Annotated in this window: 12 protein-coding genes and 1 pseudogene; 4 read left to right on the top strand and 9 right to left on the bottom strand. The window is 43.2% G+C overall.

The features are described 5' to 3' along the window. The first annotated feature begins 115 nt into the window (after window positions 1–115). On the top strand, window positions 116–1,036 hold the full coding sequence (locus NOM72_RS00765) for a hypothetical protein (RefSeq protein ID WP_255997338.1): 921 nt from the start codon (window positions 116–118) through the stop codon (window positions 1,034–1,036). A 399-nt stretch (window positions 1,037–1,435) separates the two neighbouring features. Here NOM72_RS00765 and NOM72_RS16150 read toward each other — a convergent pair whose 3' ends face one another. Both NOM72_RS16150 and NOM72_RS16145 read right to left on the bottom strand, forming a co-directional pair. After that, window positions 1,436–1,513 carry a hypothetical protein gene (locus NOM72_RS16150; protein WP_081706964.1) on the bottom strand — a complete coding sequence of 26 codons (78 nt, stop codon included), beginning with the start codon at window positions 1,511–1,513 and terminating at the stop codon, window positions 1,436–1,438. 140 nt (window positions 1,514–1,653) lie between these two features. Then, a pseudogene (locus tag NOM72_RS16145) lies at window positions 1,654–1,863 on the bottom strand (SpaA isopeptide-forming pilin-related protein); the annotation flags it as partial. A 490-nt stretch (window positions 1,864–2,353) separates the two neighbouring features. Between NOM72_RS16145 and NOM72_RS00755 the strand changes: the two are divergent. Together NOM72_RS00755 and NOM72_RS00750 are read left to right on the top strand one after the other, a co-directional pair. Beyond that, a complete protein-coding gene (locus NOM72_RS00755; RefSeq protein ID WP_255997336.1) occupies window positions 2,354–2,863 on the top strand; it encodes a hypothetical protein in 510 nt (169 codons plus the stop codon). A gap of 102 nt (window positions 2,864–2,965) precedes the next feature. Beyond that, a complete protein-coding gene (locus NOM72_RS00750) occupies window positions 2,966–3,151 on the top strand; it encodes a hypothetical protein (protein WP_255997335.1) in 186 nt (61 codons plus the stop codon). 87 nt (window positions 3,152–3,238) lie between these two features. On the opposite strand, the gene NOM72_RS00745 is transcribed toward NOM72_RS00750, so the two are convergent. Beyond that, window positions 3,239–8,281 (bottom strand): right-handed parallel beta-helix repeat-containing protein, encoded by a 5,043-nt coding sequence (locus tag NOM72_RS00745; protein WP_255997333.1) that lies wholly within the window; start codon window positions 8,279–8,281, stop codon window positions 3,239–3,241. Between the two features lie 299 nt (window positions 8,282–8,580). Continuing rightward, the gene (locus NOM72_RS00740) at window positions 8,581–10,326 is read right to left on the bottom strand and encodes a hypothetical protein (protein ID WP_255997332.1); all 1,746 of its coding nucleotides are present in this window, start codon (window positions 10,324–10,326) and stop codon (window positions 8,581–8,583) included. 300 nt (window positions 10,327–10,626) lie between these two features. Between NOM72_RS00740 and NOM72_RS00735 the strand changes: the two genes are divergently transcribed. Next, the gene (locus NOM72_RS00735) at window positions 10,627–11,703 is read left to right on the top strand and encodes a YheC/YheD family protein (protein WP_255997331.1); all 1,077 of its coding nucleotides are present in this window, start codon (window positions 10,627–10,629) and stop codon (window positions 11,701–11,703) included. A gap of 163 nt (window positions 11,704–11,866) precedes the next feature. Here the strand turns inward: NOM72_RS00735 and NOM72_RS00730 are convergent, their stop codons facing one another. The 5 genes from NOM72_RS00730 to NOM72_RS00710 form a co-directional block, all read right to left on the bottom strand. Next, window positions 11,867–12,724 carry a tyrosine-type recombinase/integrase gene (locus NOM72_RS00730; RefSeq protein ID WP_255997330.1) on the bottom strand — a complete coding sequence of 286 codons (858 nt, stop codon included), beginning with the start codon at window positions 12,722–12,724 and terminating at the stop codon, window positions 11,867–11,869. Between the two features lie 346 nt (window positions 12,725–13,070). Then, window positions 13,071–13,331: a hypothetical protein gene (locus NOM72_RS00725; RefSeq protein WP_034817787.1), complete on the bottom strand. Its 261-nt coding sequence runs from the start codon at window positions 13,329–13,331 to the stop codon at window positions 13,071–13,073. Window positions 13,332–13,401: 70 nt separating this feature from the next. After that, complete coding sequence (locus tag NOM72_RS00720; RefSeq protein WP_255997329.1) at window positions 13,402–13,713, bottom strand: hypothetical protein; 312 nt, start codon at window positions 13,711–13,713, stop codon at window positions 13,402–13,404. Between the two features lie 195 nt (window positions 13,714–13,908). Further along, window positions 13,909–16,848 (bottom strand): Ig-like domain-containing domain, encoded by a 2,940-nt coding sequence (locus NOM72_RS00715; protein WP_255997328.1) that lies wholly within the window; start codon window positions 16,846–16,848, stop codon window positions 13,909–13,911. Window positions 16,849–17,667: 819 nt separating this feature from the next. Then, window positions 17,668–19,011 carry an Ig-like domain-containing protein gene (locus tag NOM72_RS00710; RefSeq protein WP_255997327.1) on the bottom strand — a complete coding sequence of 448 codons (1,344 nt, stop codon included), beginning with the start codon at window positions 19,009–19,011 and terminating at the stop codon, window positions 17,668–17,670. Between the last annotated feature and the right edge of the window lie 73 nt (window positions 19,012–19,084).

The raw sequence follows: 19,084 nt of genomic DNA, 5'->3' as shown, positions 1-19,084 counted from the left end.
ATTTTTGATTTTCGCTAAATTGATGTTTTTTAAAATCTCATTTCTTTATCATTTAAAACTGAAAATATATCCAGTAATTTCCTTGCTATACTACAGAAAAAGGAGGCGTTTAACGATGAAAAAAAGTATGACATGGACAGCACTCGTGACGCTTGGTCTCAGTAGCGCAGTCTATCTTTCGCCTGTTGAAGCAGCGACAGACGAATTCACGGTAGAAACGAAAAACATCCACACACGGACGGAAGTTTTGAAAGGAAAGGCACCTGCCGGATCAATCGTCGTCTTACAGTCGGACGACACAGAGGAAGAGGACTTACAAGAAGTCGCTCATGCAAAAGCTGATGCGGATGGGAACTATTCGATCGAGTTACCCGAAGAAGGATTGATCGGTGAGGATTTCTACGACTACCACCAATCTGATTCCGACGATTATGACTATGACGATGAGTACGAAGATGATTCTTCCGACGTCACACCGAACTACTTCCTCGAAGTCGTGAGCGTCGATGATTACACGGGCGATGATGATGGAATGGAAGATGACTGGGACGAGTATTACGTAACGCGTGCCACTTCTCATGGCGATGACGATGGAGGAGACGACGGTGATGAACCGGGTGATGGTGATGATGATGGATATGACGATGGCGATGAAGGGGACGAGCCGGGAGAGGATGATGGCGATACGACGGAAGAACCACGAGATCCAATCTCGTACGACCTCGATCCAATCGACCTCACGGTGCGGACATTCATTCCAAAAGCAGCAACCGTCGATACGAAAACACTGACACGTACGACTCGGACAGTGACCGGATCTGTTTCGAACAAGGATGTTCGCGTCGAAGCTTACGTCTATCATAAGTCGAGCAAATCATGGAAACTACTCGGTAAGGCGAAGCCACGCAGTAATGGCTCGTATAAGATGTCGATCAATAAGAAATTGTACAAGAAAGATGCGAGCGTCAACTTCTACGTCGTCGGGAATCGTGATGCGGACGGTTTCAGTAAAGCACTTCGTAAAAAATACAAGTAAATTGGAGTAGTAGAAAGGAAGCGCGACATCGTTACGTCGCACTTCCTTTTTAGTGACTATTTCTAAGGAATTATCTTGAAAAGGAGTTAATCCAAAAACACATTTCCATAAAAAGTTAATCAGAGCCTATAATCAAAGATTTTTTCCTTTAAACTAAAGAAGATTACATTATTTGGTTTTAAACCAAATTTAATTCCTCAATTTTCTAATTAAAAGGAGCTACTATTCATGAATCGTCTCACGCGTTACCTACCTTCTTTAGCTGTGATTATTTTTAGTATTCTTGTCTTCTTATTACCCTTCCGTTGATCAATCTTTCCCTATGTCAGATACAATGAAAAAGCTGTCTCGACATACGTCGGGACAGCTTTTTGTAATCCTATTCTTATCTTTCTCTCTTTAACCTTCGCGTTGACTCTTTTTTCTTCTACTTAGAGACAGTAGAAGAATTCCAAATGCCGCAAGCAAGAACCCAATAGGCTGAGTACTGAATGGCTCGGACTCACCTGTTTGAGGAAGACCGCCTGAATTAGATGGTCTTGTCCCATCTTCATTCGGTGTATCTGTTCCCCATCTGGTTTGTGAGGTGTTTTCGGATCAATCGTGTTCGTTATCGTGACACGGACAACTGCTTCTCTTCCGCTTTTTAGACGAATGATACATTGTTCAGAGTCTAACAGATAACCAATAGGCGCTTGCATCTCGATGAAGCTATATGTTGATCGCGTCAGTCCTGTTATGAGGATTTCACCGTTCGTCTCCTTCAAGAGTTTATCTTGGGTATTCTCACAAGTAGATAGTTGAAGTGTAACTTTTTTCCACCCAATTACTCCCCTTCATCATATCCGTCTTTGATATGCTCCTCAAGAAGTAGATAGTTGAAATAAAGCTTAAACGGCTTGGCGCCAACAGAATACAGAGCGAAAACTGTTTAAAGAATTTTTATTATTTGTCCTGTCTACTTGACGGGGAACAGTTCAAAGGTCCAGGTTGAATTCTTTATTCTTAAAAATGTTCTATATCAACTGAGATGATAAATGAAGGTACAATGAACCTATAATCGAATGATATATATTACATATTGTGAAATAAAATGACGGGGTTTCATTTTTTGAATTTACATATTTGTCTTTTTATACCATTTTTTTATTTTGAATTGACCAATAATACATTTTTGGTGGATTCATTAGTTCTTATTCTTTCATCGTTATACATTATGGGAAATGGTGTGATTGTGTCTGTAATCCAAAACATCACCACCTGCTTCAGATTCGGTATGTTGTTCATGTACTCCAATTCTTGAAAGGACGTGGCAATATGTTGATCAAAAGAAAAACCATTTATAAGTTCTCTATGATTATGATTGCGTCAATCCTCCTTCTCTCGTTGGTTACGACGCTTCCGAAAAAATCATCTGCTGCTAGTCCCGTCATTACGATTGGTTACGGGTGTGCAAAAGATGTCGGAGAAAAATTTAGTACGACCGAGACTGTCTCAAGAAAAGAACTCGTCAGTTTCTTGGAACAAATCAAAAAAGCCGAAAAAAGCGATAACGATTTAAATAATATCCGATTTACAATCGCAGGTACGCTCGTCACTCATCCCATTGCGAAAACATTAAAAGCAAGCCTATCTTCTGGTCTTGCCTCTTATGTCATCTCTTCACTGGTCATCGATAAAGATTTAGGCTCCAAAAAAATTCAACAGGTATTAAATGCTTCAACAGCAAAGAAATTCAAAGTCAAGATCAGATATGAAAAACACACACGTGGTGCTTGGGATAAATGGTATGAAGCATACAGCTCTACCGTGGTTCCTGTAAAATAAGCTATAGTGATGATTATTTGATTCTCAATTAAATCGTGTAAATATGTTATACTAAATAATGTAAAATCAATGGCTACGCCAAATCTTTTAAGGAGTGAAAGTATGTCGAATCGAAAAAAAGACTATCTGATTTCTTTATTGATCGTCATCTTCGCATCCATTGTCATCTTTGCACTTGACTTACCAAAAGGAACTAGTCTTGTTGCGATTCTGATTGCCGTGATTCTTTCCGTTTTCTTGTACGAATTTCGCTTACTCACTCAAGATAAAGCAAAACATAAAAATTAATAATCAATAAAAAGTGCCTAGAATTCTTCACGACGAAGAATTCTAGGCACTTTTAAGTATGCATTTTTCCAGTTGAGTTGAGTCACATTACTGAGATGTAAGATTCATTTGATTAGTCCAATACGTAAACATCTTGTCGTCTTTTTTCGCCTGTCCTCTTGTAAATCCTTCCGCGTCGACGATGATGTTTTTGTTTCCTTCTACGTAATCCTCAGAGACGATCTGTCCTACTTCCTCGAGTCGACCACTCTTGAAGATCAAGTGAGCGGGTAAGTCAGAATCCGTTCCACTCCCTAATGCAACATTGATACCATACCAGTCATTTCCAAATGTATTGACGTTATTTGCTGTTACACGCGATCGATTGACGATGATACCAGCATTGTCATTATCACGACTTGTCACGTTCGTAAGCGTCACGTCTTGGGATCGATAAATGTTGATGCCGCTCCCGATTGATTTTTCGATGATCATGTCTTTTACCTGAACTGCTTCTTTCACATTGACGATCGATAGAAGATGTGTCGCCGAATTCGTTTGTGACTTGAAAGAGTCTGTCCGTCCTAACTGTGCATGATTCTCGCCTTGAAGCGTGATCGCTTTATCCAACACGAGCTGTTCATGTAAGAGATGTTGACCATTGACGATGACCGTGTCCCCAGCTTGTGCGGCATTCACCGCTTGGTGTAACGTCAGAAATTGTCGAGTAGTGCTTTTGTTTTCAAGATAGAATCCTGGAAGTCGCTTTGCGTCGCGCTTCGTCCAGTACGACGATGCCCCTTCCACTTTATGCTCTGTATAATCCGCTGTCACTGAAACATTTCGTGTGTCAGAAGGGCTCGCAACGATCGCATATTCTTCTGACAGATTCCCGCTCTTTAATTTAAAGATGGATGATTCTTTCACTCCCTTGCCTGGAGCTACACCCACCCCGTACCACTTGTTTCCCGATGTATGGAATGACTGACCCTTGACCGTCGAACCATTGACGATCAAACCAGCTGCTTCATTGTTCCGACTCGTGACATTTTCAAGACTGACGTTTGAAGAACGATAGACGTTAATCCCGTTTCGAGCCGACTTCACGACGTCCAGATTCTCAAGTAGGACGGCTCCATTTCCTGCATCGATCGTGATCAAGTTCTCGCTGTTGACGTCCGTCGTCTTTAAGAATGTTTCAGACGGCATGATTTGTGCTCGACCATCGAAAGATCGGATGTTTAGCGCCTTATTGATCAAAACTTGCGTCATGACTTTCGCATCTCCATTGAGCCAGACCGTATCGCCCGCTCCTGCTTTTAAAACAGCTTCATTCAACGTTTGATGACTCACCAACTGACGTTCTGATCCAGCAATGGATTGTACATAGACACCTTTCGGCAGCTCATTCCAGTACGCTACTCCCTTTTCGCCTTGCACGCGGTAGTAATCGTTTCCGTTCTCACCGAGATCGATTTCAATCTTATCTTGGGTTAGACCTTTATCCGCATAGACTGCCAATTTTTCTAATAGTTTCCCTTGATTTAAAATGAACTTCGCCGGTGTCGTGACACCTGTTCCTTGATCGACGTTGACACCGTACCAGAGATTCCCCTCCGTTTCGAGTCCGTTTGCTGTAACGATTGATCCGTTGACGACTAGCCCTGCTGCTGTGTTGTTTAAGAGCTTGACTTGTTCGAGCGTCACGTCTTTTGATTGATACGCCTGGATACCAGAGCGAAGTGACTTCTCAATCGTCAGATTCTGAATCGAGACAGGTTCTGTGACGTTTTCGATGGAGATCAGGTTCTTCGATGGATTGTAGTCCTTATCGTCCGCTTTTACGATCTTGAAATTCGCTGCTGGCATCAAGCGGCCATCCTGTTCTCCTTTCAGAGTGATCGCTTTGTTGATGACAAGTTGTTCCTTTAGTGCTATCGTGCCGTTAATCAAAATCGTATCACCTGCTTTAGCGGCACTCACAGCTGCTTGTGGCGTCGAGTATTGTTTCGTCTCTTTTGAACTGACGACATAAACACCATTGCGTCTGTCCTGAGAAGTCGACCAGTATTTCTTTGTCGTTCCTTCGATCGCATGTTCCCTGAACGATGTTGGAAGATTGACGCGTACTTGCTGATTGGCAACATCTGAGACAACCTCGTATTCTTCTTCCAGCACACCGGATTTCAGTGTAAAGTCCGAGACCTCATTCACATTTACACCTGAATCGACATTGACACCATACCAAGCATTTTTTGACGTATGCAACCCTGCTGCCGTCACCTTCGATCCGTTGACGATCAGTCCTGCTGCCGCGTTCTCAACACTCTTGACCTCCTGTAATGTTACGTCCGACGAACGATACGCTTGTACGCCTGTCGCATACGATTTTCGGAACGTCAGACCATTCAATTGGACTGGTGTTTTCACTTCATTGATCGACACAAGGTTATCAAGCGGGCGACTACCGGTCTTCTTGAACGCAGCAGACGGCTCCATGATAGCTCCTGATCCATTGATCGTAATGCCTTTTGTGATCGTCAGTTGTTCTGCCAAGGCGTACGTACCGTCGTTCAAATCAAGTTGTGTACCTTCTGGTAGATTCGCAAGTAACGGTGTCAATTCCGCCGCACTTCGGTTCGATACCGTGACGTCTAGATCGCTTGCCTCGATATTTGCTCCACTAGCGTTCTTTATCGGCAAATACGCTTCTCCCTCGACCGATGTATCTGCATAATCCAACTCGACATTCTGCAGTCGAAGCGTTAAGTTCGGACTAGCTCCTCCTGTCGTGATTCGCCCTTTATCAATGCGAGTGTTCTCGATTGTCGCTGTCGTCGTTTGTTTGTCCGTACTGAAATAGATACTACCAGCGAAATTTCGGTCGAATTCATCTGTGTCGACTATTGTATTTGGCATGATATGCGCATCACGTAACGTAAAGTCCGCACCAAGCACTTCGATTACTTTATTGACTTCGACTTTTGGCATCAAAGAGAGTTTTTCGAGTGTGACGCCATCCGCGATGACTGTAACCAGATTCTGAGTCGCCCAGTTACCGTTCTCACTGAATTCATCCCCATAGAGACGTGTGTTTTTTTCCCCTACGATTCGAAGATCCTTTTGAACAATCGGGAAGTAGTATCCAGTCTGATTACCATGAGTGATATTTTCATTTGGTTTCAGAGCATAGTTTCCACTTTGAATGAACCAAAGTTCGCCCTGTGCCGCTTGTTTCGTTTCGTTTTGTTTAGCGATGGCATCGGCTAACTCTTTGCTTGATCCAATGACTTTATCTGCGTGATAGAGTCGCTTCAAATCACTATCCTGATGTACTGTGTGACCCGCGACATACAACGGTGTCTTCCACGTCAACGTGTTCGAGAATGCGAGTCCGGATTTGCACTCTTCGATGTTCCAAGCAGCGTCTTTGACGTCCACTGTCCCCTCACCTAGAATCGTGAGTTCACCGTCATCCGTACGTATGTTTCCCGTCAGTGTCAATGTGATACCCTCTGGTACATAAAACGTTTTCGCGGTCGTCATCTTGCGCCCGTCAATCGTCACATCTTCCGTGATCTCGAATCGCGTATTACTTGCGCTATCTAGGTAATTATTGAGGAGTTTCGTAAAACTCGGAGGTGTCTCGACACCTCCACCGCCAGTACCACCACTTGGAGGTGTGACAGGTGGCGTAACAGGAGGTGGTGCTGGCGGATCGACCGGAGGTTTTGTCGGTGGAATGACGCGTGTCTCTTCGACCTTCACCTCATCAACGACCGTCGTTCCTGTGTCGATTGTTCCTTTGTTCGTTGTCGTCTCTTCAATCTTCGTTATATGCGGCAGCGCAATGCTTGTTGCCGAAGAAGAGTCGAGCGTGACGGTTTCGACCGGTGCCGTTCCTTTGATCGAGAGCGTCGCTCCTGTCGTCTGAACTTGTATCGCATTCGTTGGCGTGTTCAGCGTCAACTCTTTCATAGCACCAGCAAGCGTCAGTGTACCAATTCCTTTTCCACCATCGACTTGGAGTGAAGCATTCGCAATCAATTTTTCAATCATGATGTTTTGACCTAACGTCAATGCCGTCTCGCCGAGCGTTTGTAGTTGCATCACAGGGGCATCGAGCAACACCGTTCCGCCTTTGATATCCACACGATTCACAGGCTTCGTACCTGTATACTGCGCTGACTTTTCGAGAGTGAGCGTCTCTACTGTAATCTGTTTTCCGAACAGCAGATGCGACTGGTCTCCGACCGCTGTCACTTGCTTGACGTCACCAGATACATTCATGTGAAGGGTAGCATTGCTTCGCTTCGTCACCAGTTGATCGATGTTCGTTGTTCCGGTAACATTCAACTGTTTGGACTCGGAATCAAACGTCCCGATCGATCCGCTGAGTGTTAACTGACTGACATCCGCCTGTGTATTGATCCGAGAGATTTTTTGTCCCTTCAGGATGTGTAACGTACCGTTCGCTCGGACGTCGACTGTGTTCACGCGAGATTGATTACCAAAGAGGACGTTAGTATTTTTTCGATTCAACTCAACGGATTGGAACGTACTTTGATCGAGTTCCAGCTTCGGTTTCGTGATCGCCTGTTTTGTCGCTATGTTCGTCTTGCTGCCGTGAAGCAGACGCGTCGATTGAACGCCGGTCATTTTTACGAGCGTCTTAGCTCGATCCGATACATTCACTTCAACCGCCTTGATGTTGCGAATCGTTACGTAATCCGCGTTGATGATTAGATTTCCTGTCAGCGTCGTTTGAAGTCCTTCCAACACAAGATTGCGTTCCAGTTTCTTGTTTGATTTGGATGGTTTTCCGGAAATGTTCAATTCAATCGTATGTAGTCGTAACACACGTCCTTTTGTGTCGTAGGTAAACGCCAGGCGTGCTTGTTTTAATATATGTTTATTCTTTTGGAAGAATGTCGCTTGTGCTTTTGAGAGCTGATAGGTCTTCTTCCCAATCTGTAAGGACTGTTGGTCAATCCGTGTCAGTGAGCTAAGCTTCAGCATCTTACCCGCTGTTTTTTGTTTGACCGATTGCTGCGTCGCTGCCTGTACCGATAGTACGGGAGTCGGAATGATGGAAAATAGTGTGGCCGCCAATGCGACCTGTGTCATGGACCGATGGAATGATAATGGCATTTCGTTTCCTCCTGATGATAGGTATTCCTACCCATAATGATGATGCTATGAATAGAATAGGAGAACGAAATGTCTTTGTATATACATTTAAGGTTAATATTTTACATATTATCCCTTTATAAACTTTTTATTAACGGGTTGATAAAAAAATCAAATTGTTCATTTCCACCATTTCGAAATTTTATTGCAATAAGAAGGTGAACTCACTAAAACTGAATAATTTATTTTGGAAATAAAATAGCAGGTGACGTATGTCTACGCCACCTGCTTCATGTATTTGATTCAAGAATCGGAAAGTCTCATGATGAAATCTTTTTGTTCCCTTTTTTAGAAGATTGCTTACTCACTGTGATGAATCGTACCGTATCCTTTTTATCAAAATAGGTTTCTACGGAGAGATCGTTCAAGCGATAGCGATCGACACGTTTGATGGTGTATTTCGCGAATGTCTTATCGGACTTTGAAAACTGATGCGAAATGGAAGGAGCGTACGTTGTTGAGGTCACTGGTTTACCAAAGACGGACTGAATCTCCTTTTTTGAAATCGAGCGCTGTTCAAGCGCTGGGAGCATCGTCAGCAACTCAATCCGATTCGGCTGATGTTCTAAAGGGCGTAGATATCGTGAAGCAAGGACACTTCCTTTCCATTTCCCGTTCATATTCACCTTCTCTTTTGGAATGATCATCTTCCCCTTCGTTCCTTTAAGCTTCGAATAGGACGAGGACAGAACCGGTAAGCCTTCAAACGATTGGTAATCGAGCAGTGATTGGCGGTGACGCTCTAACCACGGTATATCTTTTAGCGACGACAGCTTTGGCGGTGAGACCTTACCAGTGACAGTTGCCCTGAACCCCTCATAGGTCGCGGTTAACGTATAGTCTCCTTCTACTTCACCGTGCAGTTTGCCTGATTGAATGAAGACTGCTTCTGGATGATCCGTCTCCCAGGTGACACCTGCTTTGACGAGAGAAGTCTTTCCGTCAGCTCGCGTGACTTCAAGTGCTAACGTTTCTGAAGCCCCTCGATCTATGCGTTGACGGGCTTTTGGTATTTGAATCGCAATCGGTCGTGTCGATAATGTTTTTCCACTGTAGATGTTCGTCTGGTTAGATCCTTCGACGATGATGGAACGTGCTTTGTTACTGAGTTCAACACCTGATTGATAGGAAAAATCTTGATTGTGGTCGAGCGAGGTATGAATACGCCGTCCTGTCTCTCGTTCAAATAACGAGAAGGGACGATCACTTCCGGACGAAGTGACCGCAATGAAAGTTCCTGACTCGTCAATCGCAATGTCACTGTAGGAAACGTCACTTCCCATCACAAACTGCTCATTCGCCTGTGTCTTTTCAAGACCATGATTCAAATCGTAGACGTCGGGCTGTGATACTCCCTGTTCTCCGATGACGAGAAGTCCCTCGTCATTCATGTCAAATGCCTCGATCCCATCTTCTTCTCTCGCATGGATGACGCCTGTATACGTCAAGTCAGCGGTATAGAGATATACAGCAGACGAATAGACGACAGCAACATGATCGCGTGCGGTTAACAATTGACCATATGGACTGGTTCCACGACTACTAATGAGTTGCTCCGTATCTAAATCATACGAAAGAAGTTTACAGTGCCCACCATTCTTCGCTAGTAAAACGACCGTATGCGTATTCGGAATGAACTGGACGTCCACGAACTTAGTAATCTTGTCTTCCTTGTCGACAATCTCCGATACTTCTTGAACCTTTGTTCCAAAAGCATTGTAGACATGAAGCACTCCCTGTTTTATCACGACACGTCGTGTTTGATCGTCCGAGACATCGAACCCTTCAATTGATGATTCTCTACCAGCGAGCGACTGAATGCGTTCTCCACTTTGAAGGTCAATCAGACTAAGTTGTTGATAGGAAGACCACTCCCAAACGCGTTCTTGTCCTTTGACGATTTGAAACTGTCCCGATAACCCGAATGATCCGGTTAACGGTAGAGTGACTTCTGCTGCGACAGGTAATACCCCTCCAAAAGATATGATTCCCCCAAGTAAAGCCATCATTATTTTTCTCATGCCTATCACCCTTTTTCGTCTAACTTTCATTCATAGTTTAACGTATTCAAGGATAATAAAATTCCATTTTTTAAAACAAAAGAAAATATTTACAATCACTTAAAATGATTTTGTCGATAAAGCGCTTTCCTTTTATTTGTTAATTGGAATGCATTAAAAACGTATATATTAAGAGAGTGGAGACAAGTACGTAATCATTTTCGACTCATTTTTTCTAACCATTCTACTTTGACATGACATACAATAATGGTAATAACATGAAATATTTTAAGGGAGTTGAATCGCATGATTGTTTTATTCAACAATGTAAAATCACCTCGCATGATTCTACCAAAAGAACGATTACATCATTACATCGAATATGCTAAGCATTTAGGACAACAGGTGGCCAGTTGCACGATCGAAGATGTTGATTTTGATACTCAAGTCATTCAAGCAGAAGTATATGATGGGGAGTGGCATCGCCAATCGATTCCGTTTCCGTCTTTACTCTTAAATGAGAACTGTGTTGTTCCTTCACAATCAGCGCATCCCGAAGAAGATCTACGTCTTCAGCAAGTCATTCCTCATTTCTTTCACCTAATTGATGATAAGTATGTGCTTCAACAAAAACTAGAAGACGCGGGATCGTGGGGAACGTTATTCATTCCAACCGAACGATTAACAGGATTCGATCGATTTCTAACACAGCTAAAGAAACACAATGTCATCGTCTTAAAACCAACCAATGCTTCTAAAGGAACAGGAATATATAAAATTACCAAAGCGGCAGGTGTCGGCTATTCTGTAACCATTCAAGATCAGCGTCATGTATATACATATCAACAACTGCAAACGTGGATCCTCTCGTTAGTCGAACAAGGCAACTACATCCTGCAGCCATTCGTAATATCACGCACGGCAAGCGGCGAAACTTTCCATCTACGCACGCACTTAGTTCGAGACGCCTCTGGTCAATGGACGATGCTCGCTTCCATTGCGGACGTTGCAAAAAAAGGACGGTTCATCACGAACTTAAGTGGCTATAAGACAGAACGAGCTGATGCGTTTCTTCAATCGTTACACCCTGAAGGTGCCTTCATGCATCGCGCACTCGTTGAACAAAGTCTTTTACTAGCGAAGGCCATCGACGCTTTATATCCCTTCACCTTACCCGAGCTCGCTCTTGATTTTGCATTAGACGAAACATGTGCCCTTCGATTTTTTGAAGCCAACACAGGACCAGAGATCATTGCTTATAAGGAAGAACGAGAACAGCGTCGAGCAGCAGCGTTACTTCCGTTTGCTGATGCTGTATCGCAAGCGATTGTAGGCGTTCCTATCGAACAACGATTTGGTCGTTATTTTAAAGTCGGACAATAAACTTTTATTCAAACAGTAAAAAGACTTGAATATAAAGTTGATGATTAAGGTCTTTTACTACTTAAGATTTCTAAATTTCTTATTAATGGCGTTAATCCTACTCACTATTCGAAGCATAGAATTATTCTTTAATTCTTTCTTTTTCCTAAAATAGACTTTACTTTCAGAGTTGCTCTATTGCTTTATGATTCTCTTCTTTCAAGGTTTGGATGTAGTACCGATTCGTCCGCTCGATCGAATGATGTTCCAGCAAGCGACTGATGATCGTAATATCAATATGCTTTTGGGTCAGCCGAGTCGCGAACGTATGCCGGAACAAGTGCGGATACAGATGACGACCGACAACCTCATCCAACGTAGATAGAATGTCTGCCAAGCCACCTCCTGTCAGACTGACTCCCCGTTGGCTAAGAAAGACGAAAGGACTAGTATCAGCAAGTCGATGTTCGATTCGTTCCTTCTCAATATACTCTCGGATACGTTCCAATGTATCTTCACGTAACGGGACTTTACGTACTTTATCGCCTTTTCCATGGACCTCGATGTTTCGTCCGATCAAGTCGATCTGTCCCATCCGCAGTTCGACCAGCTCACTGGCACGGAGTCCGGCATAGAGTAAGAGATGAATCAGCGACTGGTTCCGATAAGACAGGGACGGTAGGACTTGTTGGACCCGACGAAATTCTTCCTCAGTCAAGACATCGACCTGATGACTTCCCTGCGCTACCTTGATGCGGTCACTCCAGTAAATCCATCGTCGATCCAGCTTCCCTTGTGCCATCAGAAAGTCATTGTAAGCAGTCATCGCATTGAGGAACTTATTGATCGTAGCTGCCTTCCTACCTTGGTCAAGTAGATGTTGTTTGTGCGATAGGATATCATCCCGAGAAGAAAAAGTACCTCTTCCACTGAACTTCTCGACTTCTGCGACATAGCTAGCAATCGTACTCGGTTGTCGTCCTTGTTCATAGAGGAATCGTCGAAAAGATTCGTTTCCCCCGTTTTCTATTCCCGATGTCATGGGTCCATCCCCTCTCGATTATTTTCGGGGTTTCGGGGGTAAGAAGACGAAAATTCCCGAACCCCCGTTTCTCTAGGTGGAGATGCATCTCTATATCCAGTGCAAACAGAATCGGGGAACGGGACATCTCCCCACCGTTCTACTGGACATCCCCTCGAAACTTCCAGCAGTTCTACTTTTGTCTTCTGCTCTTTTTCTGCATAGATACCAAAATCGTTGGTATACAATACTTCCCTTCTTCTTTGTACTCCTAGCAGTCTTAATGAACAGTCAGGAGTCACAGACAAGAATATTTCCACAACGTGCTACGTCGAGTCCCAAAACAGGACAAATAAAAAAGACCTTTTCACTCGAAAAGCTCTACGACACGTTCTAGATATTCGACGTAAGACTGGATGACCAGCCGGTCATCTTCATCCATGATATTTTTGATACTTCGTTGGACGCGCGATCGATCGACATGAATGACGTCTTGTACGACATCCTCTAAGACTTGCTCGATGACATCTTCTTCGGTCAATAATTCTCCCTCATAACAATCTAGCGTCTCATCATATTGACGATAATAGTCCTTTCCTCCAAGCACTACTCGATGATATTTTCGCATTCTGATTTCCTCCTTTGGTATTCTCCACGGCATCGCATCTGTTACATACACTTAGTGTAGACATTCCTAATCATGACTTCGTTTGGTCATATAGTTCGTAAGCAATCGTTCTTCTATCACATAGCCATACCTCATAGACCAACCGATAGGTGATCGGGTCATAGCCCATTCCAGCCATCCATTCCCTTCCGTCTTCCTCGACATAGACGAACGTATCGAACTGTACAGGATCAGGAAGCAAAGAAAGATGTTCCGACGGAATGATAGTCGAATCAATCTCTGAATGCTCGAACAGATAGGATTCCATCCCGACTTCATCGACGGCTACTACTTTACCAAACAGTTGCTTGATACGACTAACGAACCCAATTCTTCTATCCATCACATTTTCTCCTTTCTCCAAATAAAAGAGAGCATTCACTCCCGGATTGGAATGAATGCTCTACAAAAAGTTATACAAGGTAATAATATATATTTGAAACAAATTAAAAAACCCTCTTGTGCATACACACAAGAGGGGCAATATTATAAACAAGTAGTTCCAAAGAGAGGATAGTTCTACACGTTTATGATTTTATTATTGAGCTGGGATAGTGAAAACTTGTGAAGATTTAGCATTACGTGCAGCATCTTCGATTGAGTTTACGATTGATACTGAAGCAGGTTTTGCACTTGTAGTTGAACCATCAGCTTTTAGTTTCAATGTGACAGTAGAACCTGCAACAGTAATTGATTCAACAACTCGACCCGCAACAGTGAAATCAGAATCTTGAACTGAAGGCGCGTAAAGTGCTTCAGTAAATGTTAATTCAAGAGTATCTTGATCATCAACTTTCACACCATTTGCGAATGTAGCAGCGCTGATTTCTGGAGCATATTTGTCCCCAGCTTCGAGATCTTCGAAGCTAACGAAAAGCCCATCGTTGTTTTTAGCTTTAACTTCAGGTTGTGTAGAAACTGTTACTTCTGAAGCATCGAACGGAAGGTTTTGGCTTACTGTTAAAGTAAGGACAGATTTTCCAGATTCGATTGAGTTGACGACGTTAGTAATAGTTCCAGCTTCTCCAGAAGTAACTGCGAAGTCGCTAGCAACAGCACCAGTGATTACCTCATCAAAGTAAACTTTGACAGTGTTTTTACCAGTGACGAAAGCTTCTTTAGCAGCGATTGTTGATTGCTGTCCTGCTACTTTTACTTCTGTTGAGAAGTTAGCAGTCAAGTTGCCCGTAGCATCTGCTACACGACCGACTGTGATATCTGCATCAGCAAGAGTAGTCACGTTAGTAGCAGAGAAGTCAAGGATGACTGCTTTGTTACCGTCAACTGCTGTGATTGTTACTTTAGAATCGAGATCAGCATTTCCTAATTTGTATTTCGATTTATCAGTGATCGAAGCAGCGTTCATTGCTTCACTGAATTTAATTTTAACTTTTTTGTTTCCAGCAAGAAGGTCTGCATCTGCAGTTACTGTAGGAGCGACCATATCGTTGACGTAGAACGTACGAGCGACTTCAGCAAGTTTGTTACCAGAAGCGTCTGCGATGTCTTTAGCGACTACTTTGTAGTTTCCGCCAGCAAGATCAGAAGTAGAAGTCAATGTAACAACTTTTTTATCATCGCTAAGTGAAGCATCTACAGCAACAACTTTGTTGTCAGCATCAGTAAGAACGATGTTACCTGCTTTAGCAACTGAATCAGCAGATACTTCTTCACTCAATTTGAGTTCGATCGTACGCTTAGTTTTACCTTCTACAGAAAGAAGTGTTGGTGCTTCTTTATCAGCAGCGTAGACTGCAGATAATTCAGTAGCAGCGAACTTGTTACCCCATTTGTCTTGGAGAAGTGTTCCTTTGTCATCAGCGTAACCGAGGAAGAACTTCACTTGACCTTCAGGGAATACTGCACCTGGGAAATCAACTACGATTGTGTCTTTAGTTCCTTGTTTGACAGAAGTTACAGCAGTAGCTTTGTAACCTTGTCCACCTTTAACAGTATGGAAAATTTCAAGGTTTCCAGTCAATGTAGATGCATTGAGTTCTTTGTCAAACTTGATTTCAACTGAGTTGTTATCAAGAACTTTTGAGATTGTAGCCATTGGAGCTACAACATCTGTTTGGTAAACGAATGTTTTTGTAACTGAATCGATTTTGAATCCTGCGTAGTCTGCTCCACCTACAACTTCAAGTGTGTGTGAAGAACCGTTTGCTGGATCGATACCGATTGTAAGGTCAGCATAGTCGTTACCTGGAGTGAAGTCCGTTGAAACGATAGCAGTTTGACCGTTGTTGAGTTTGAAGTCAGGTTTTGAAGCCAATGGCTCAGAGAAGTTTACGCGGATAACACGTGGTGCAACAACTTCGATCGAACCAGCTACAGGAGCAACAACGTCAATGAAACGAACGTCTTTTTCTACTGTATCGATGACAACGTTCTTAGCTGTCTTAACGTTCTTGACAGTAAGTTTAGCGTCAGTCGATTGGTTTTTAGCTGAGAATGTAAGAAGAGCTGTATCTTTTCCAGTCAATTCAACAGAAGTTGGGTTTGAGGCTACAGCAGAACCAATTTTCAACTCATAGTTAGTGAGAGTTTCAGCAGATGTCTTATCAAGCTCTTTGTTAAATTTAACTTCAACTTGAGCAAGGTTAATCGCCTTAACTTCTTTAACCATTGGAGCTTCGATTACGAAGTCTTTAGCAGGTGAAACAACTTCACCGACTTTAACTGCGAATGCGTGAGTTCCAGCTGGAAGTACGCCTGATTTAGCAGTCAATTTGCCGTCTTTGAGTTCAGCAGCAACTTTGATCGGCTCTTTAGTCATGTCTTTGAATGCATAGACAAGAACTTCTGCTTTAGCATCTTTTGCTGGGTATTTAACGTCAGCAGAAACTGAAAGCATATCGTCTTTGATTTCGTTCATCACGTTTGTGATTTCAGCAGCTTTGACTTCATAAGCGATTGAACCCTTGATTGAAGAGTTTTTGCCCATGTAGTTGTAAGACAATTTCATCATGCCAGCTTTGTCTGTTTTTTCAGCCGTGAGGTTGAATGATTTAGCAGAACGAGCGATGACTTTACCGTCTTTGTACTTCACGTCGATTGTTGAAGGAAGGTTGAGTTTCTCACCAACTGCGACAGGAGCGAGCTTTGGCTCAACAACGTCAACTGGGTAGTTGTTCAACTTCACTTTGATCGAAGCTTTTTTCGTAGTACCTGAAACAGTACCAGAGATTGTTTGGTATTTACCGATGTATTTTTTGTCGTAAGAGACTTTGCCCCATTTGACTGAACGGTTTTCGTATTTCTTGTTTGAAAGCAATACTTTAACCGTTTTTGGAAGTGACAATTTTTTCACTGCGAATGTGTAACCACCGTAGTGTGAGATTGAAGCTGGGTTTGTAACAGATTTAACTGTGACTTTCGATGCAGCATCCGCCGTAAGACCTGGTGCTACTGCTGAAGCTGTCACTGCAAGAGCAGCTGCTGCAGCGTATAATTTGTTCGATTTCTTCGTGCCCATGTGTAAAAATCCTCCCTTAATTAAACTACTAGTTGACTTGACGACTTGCCTCCAATAAAAGACAAAAGACAAACTTCAGGATCTCCTTCACCCAGCCTTTTCTCGTCCATACAATGGTAATGAAGTTGATATTTCTACCAGCAAAATTTCAATTGTATTTCAAATCCAAGTCAGATAAAGGAAGAAGTCTTACGTCCTGACGAAAATTGATAATTAGATAAAATAGGTAATATTAGAAACCTAATTTTCCCTTTTCTATCGAATCAGTATGTAATCGTCATTCCATATTCCTTATCGACACCTGATACTCCAATGTTTAACGATTTCTCGAAGAAAAATCGTTTTTCATGAATTTGCAGGTTAATCCCACTGTTTACCAGTTGTCTCGACCTACAAGAATAAATATACCGAAAGTGTTTCATTTCAACAACCCTAAATTTGTAACTAAAATGCAATCTAATGGTCTTATTAAAAATTTTTTACATGGTGTCTTATGGAAAATGATTTTCCGGTTACCCTACTGTTAAAAAACACCTTTTTTTCGACAAAAAGTGACACGGTTTAACGACTGGGTGTCGAATGATTTTTTTATCAAAAAAGCTAGACTAACTTCTCTGCTTTTAGTCCGATTTTAAAAAACGAGGAAATGATTCGAAAGTCACGCTCCGATTTTCGATCCAAAAGAGATCAAAAAAATTTTTTTTAGCTGTTTTTTGATCCTTTCATCGCTTTTCCCCTGATTGCCCCTACCCACAAATTGTGGCGAAATCATGAAAACGCATTCCTCTTCTGTTAGGAATGCGTTCTTTCTATAGATGATTAGCGCGTCACGTATATCTGCTTCGTCGTTTTCCCATATCGGTTCTCTGAAGAGATAGTGATCTTTGTGCCACGCTGTGCTATTGGGATTGAAAACGTAAAGCGACCCGTTTGATCTGCTTTTTGTGTATAGGTCCGCTCGTCGATCTTTAATCGCACTGTGGCGTTCTTCTCCGTCGTCCCGATGACCTGTCGCGCTCCGGCCTTCACCGGATTGATCTGTAAGACTGGGAACAGGTGACTCGCTGTCATCCGGAAATGATAGTATCCGCTGTAGTACGCACTCCCAATCCGGAAGTAGTAAGTGCCTTTCGGAAGTTCAAGACTGTCTTTCCATCTACCTGGTGTCTTCTCACTTCCGCTCAAGCTCCGGTAATAAAGTGACTTGTTCATCGGGTCCGTCCATTCAATCGTCATAGATGGATCGATCATCGTCGTGACATCGAACGTTACCTGACTCTTTTTCGGTAGTGTCACGCGATAGTAATCGTGATGATCCTGCCACGTCAGCAGACCACTGTAGCCTTGTGCAAACGATAGGCGTGTTGCCTCAAGGACTCCATCATTCGGTTCCTGTTCATTCGTCAGTACCGGTTGCATCGCTGCCTGGACCTGATAAAGACCAGTTTGTGTACTCGTCCGTGACAAGGTCAGGAAGTAGTTTCCCGCTTCTACATAAACAGAGCGACGGAATTTTCCAGGCGACTTCTCTTCACTGACGAGGTAGCTTGAGAAGACGTTCTCGTTTAAACTGTCCGTCAGACTAATCGTTGCGTTGCCGCGTAGGTATGTATCGATCGCTAGTGACAGCTTGCCGCTTTTTGGGACATTCAGTTGATAGATGTCTTTTTCATCTTGCGCAGACAGCATTCCACGGACCGCTTTTTGAAACGGTAAGACTTGCGCTTCTAGCGTACCGTTATTCGGTTCCTGGTCATCCGTGGTGATGGTTTCTGCTGTCGCGCGCAGCGTATAGGCTGCCGGTCGTTTACTTAAGATGTATTCCGATACGACGAGATGGTAGTTGCCCGGCTCCACGTATTCAGACAGGACAACTTGTGCCGGTCTGACGCCGTCACTCGTTAAACTCTGATAGAGAACTTGTTTACCACGCTCATCCTGTAAGGTCACACGTGTATTTTCACCGAACCCACTGACGTCGACAATCAACTTACTCGGACGCGTCACGGTGACATCGTACTTCGCTGACTCGTTGGCTTTTAGTACACCAGATACCGGTTGATCCCATACGAGTGGACCGTCCGCTTCAACCGCACCACCTGACCAAATGATCAGTAGTAAGCTCAGCACACTCGCTCGCCAGATCATACGTATTCCGTTCATCGCTTTCACTCCTCGTTTTTAGATCATGCCTTCCTCAGTATACGAAACCACCTGATGGAAGAGGTTTGTTCTT

It is taken from the genome of Exiguobacterium sp. LL15 (genome assembly GCF_024436095.1).
Lineage (GTDB): Bacteria > Bacillota > Bacilli > Exiguobacteriales > Exiguobacteriaceae > Exiguobacterium_A > Exiguobacterium_A indicum.
This window is presented reverse-complemented; position numbering and strand designations above follow the sequence as displayed.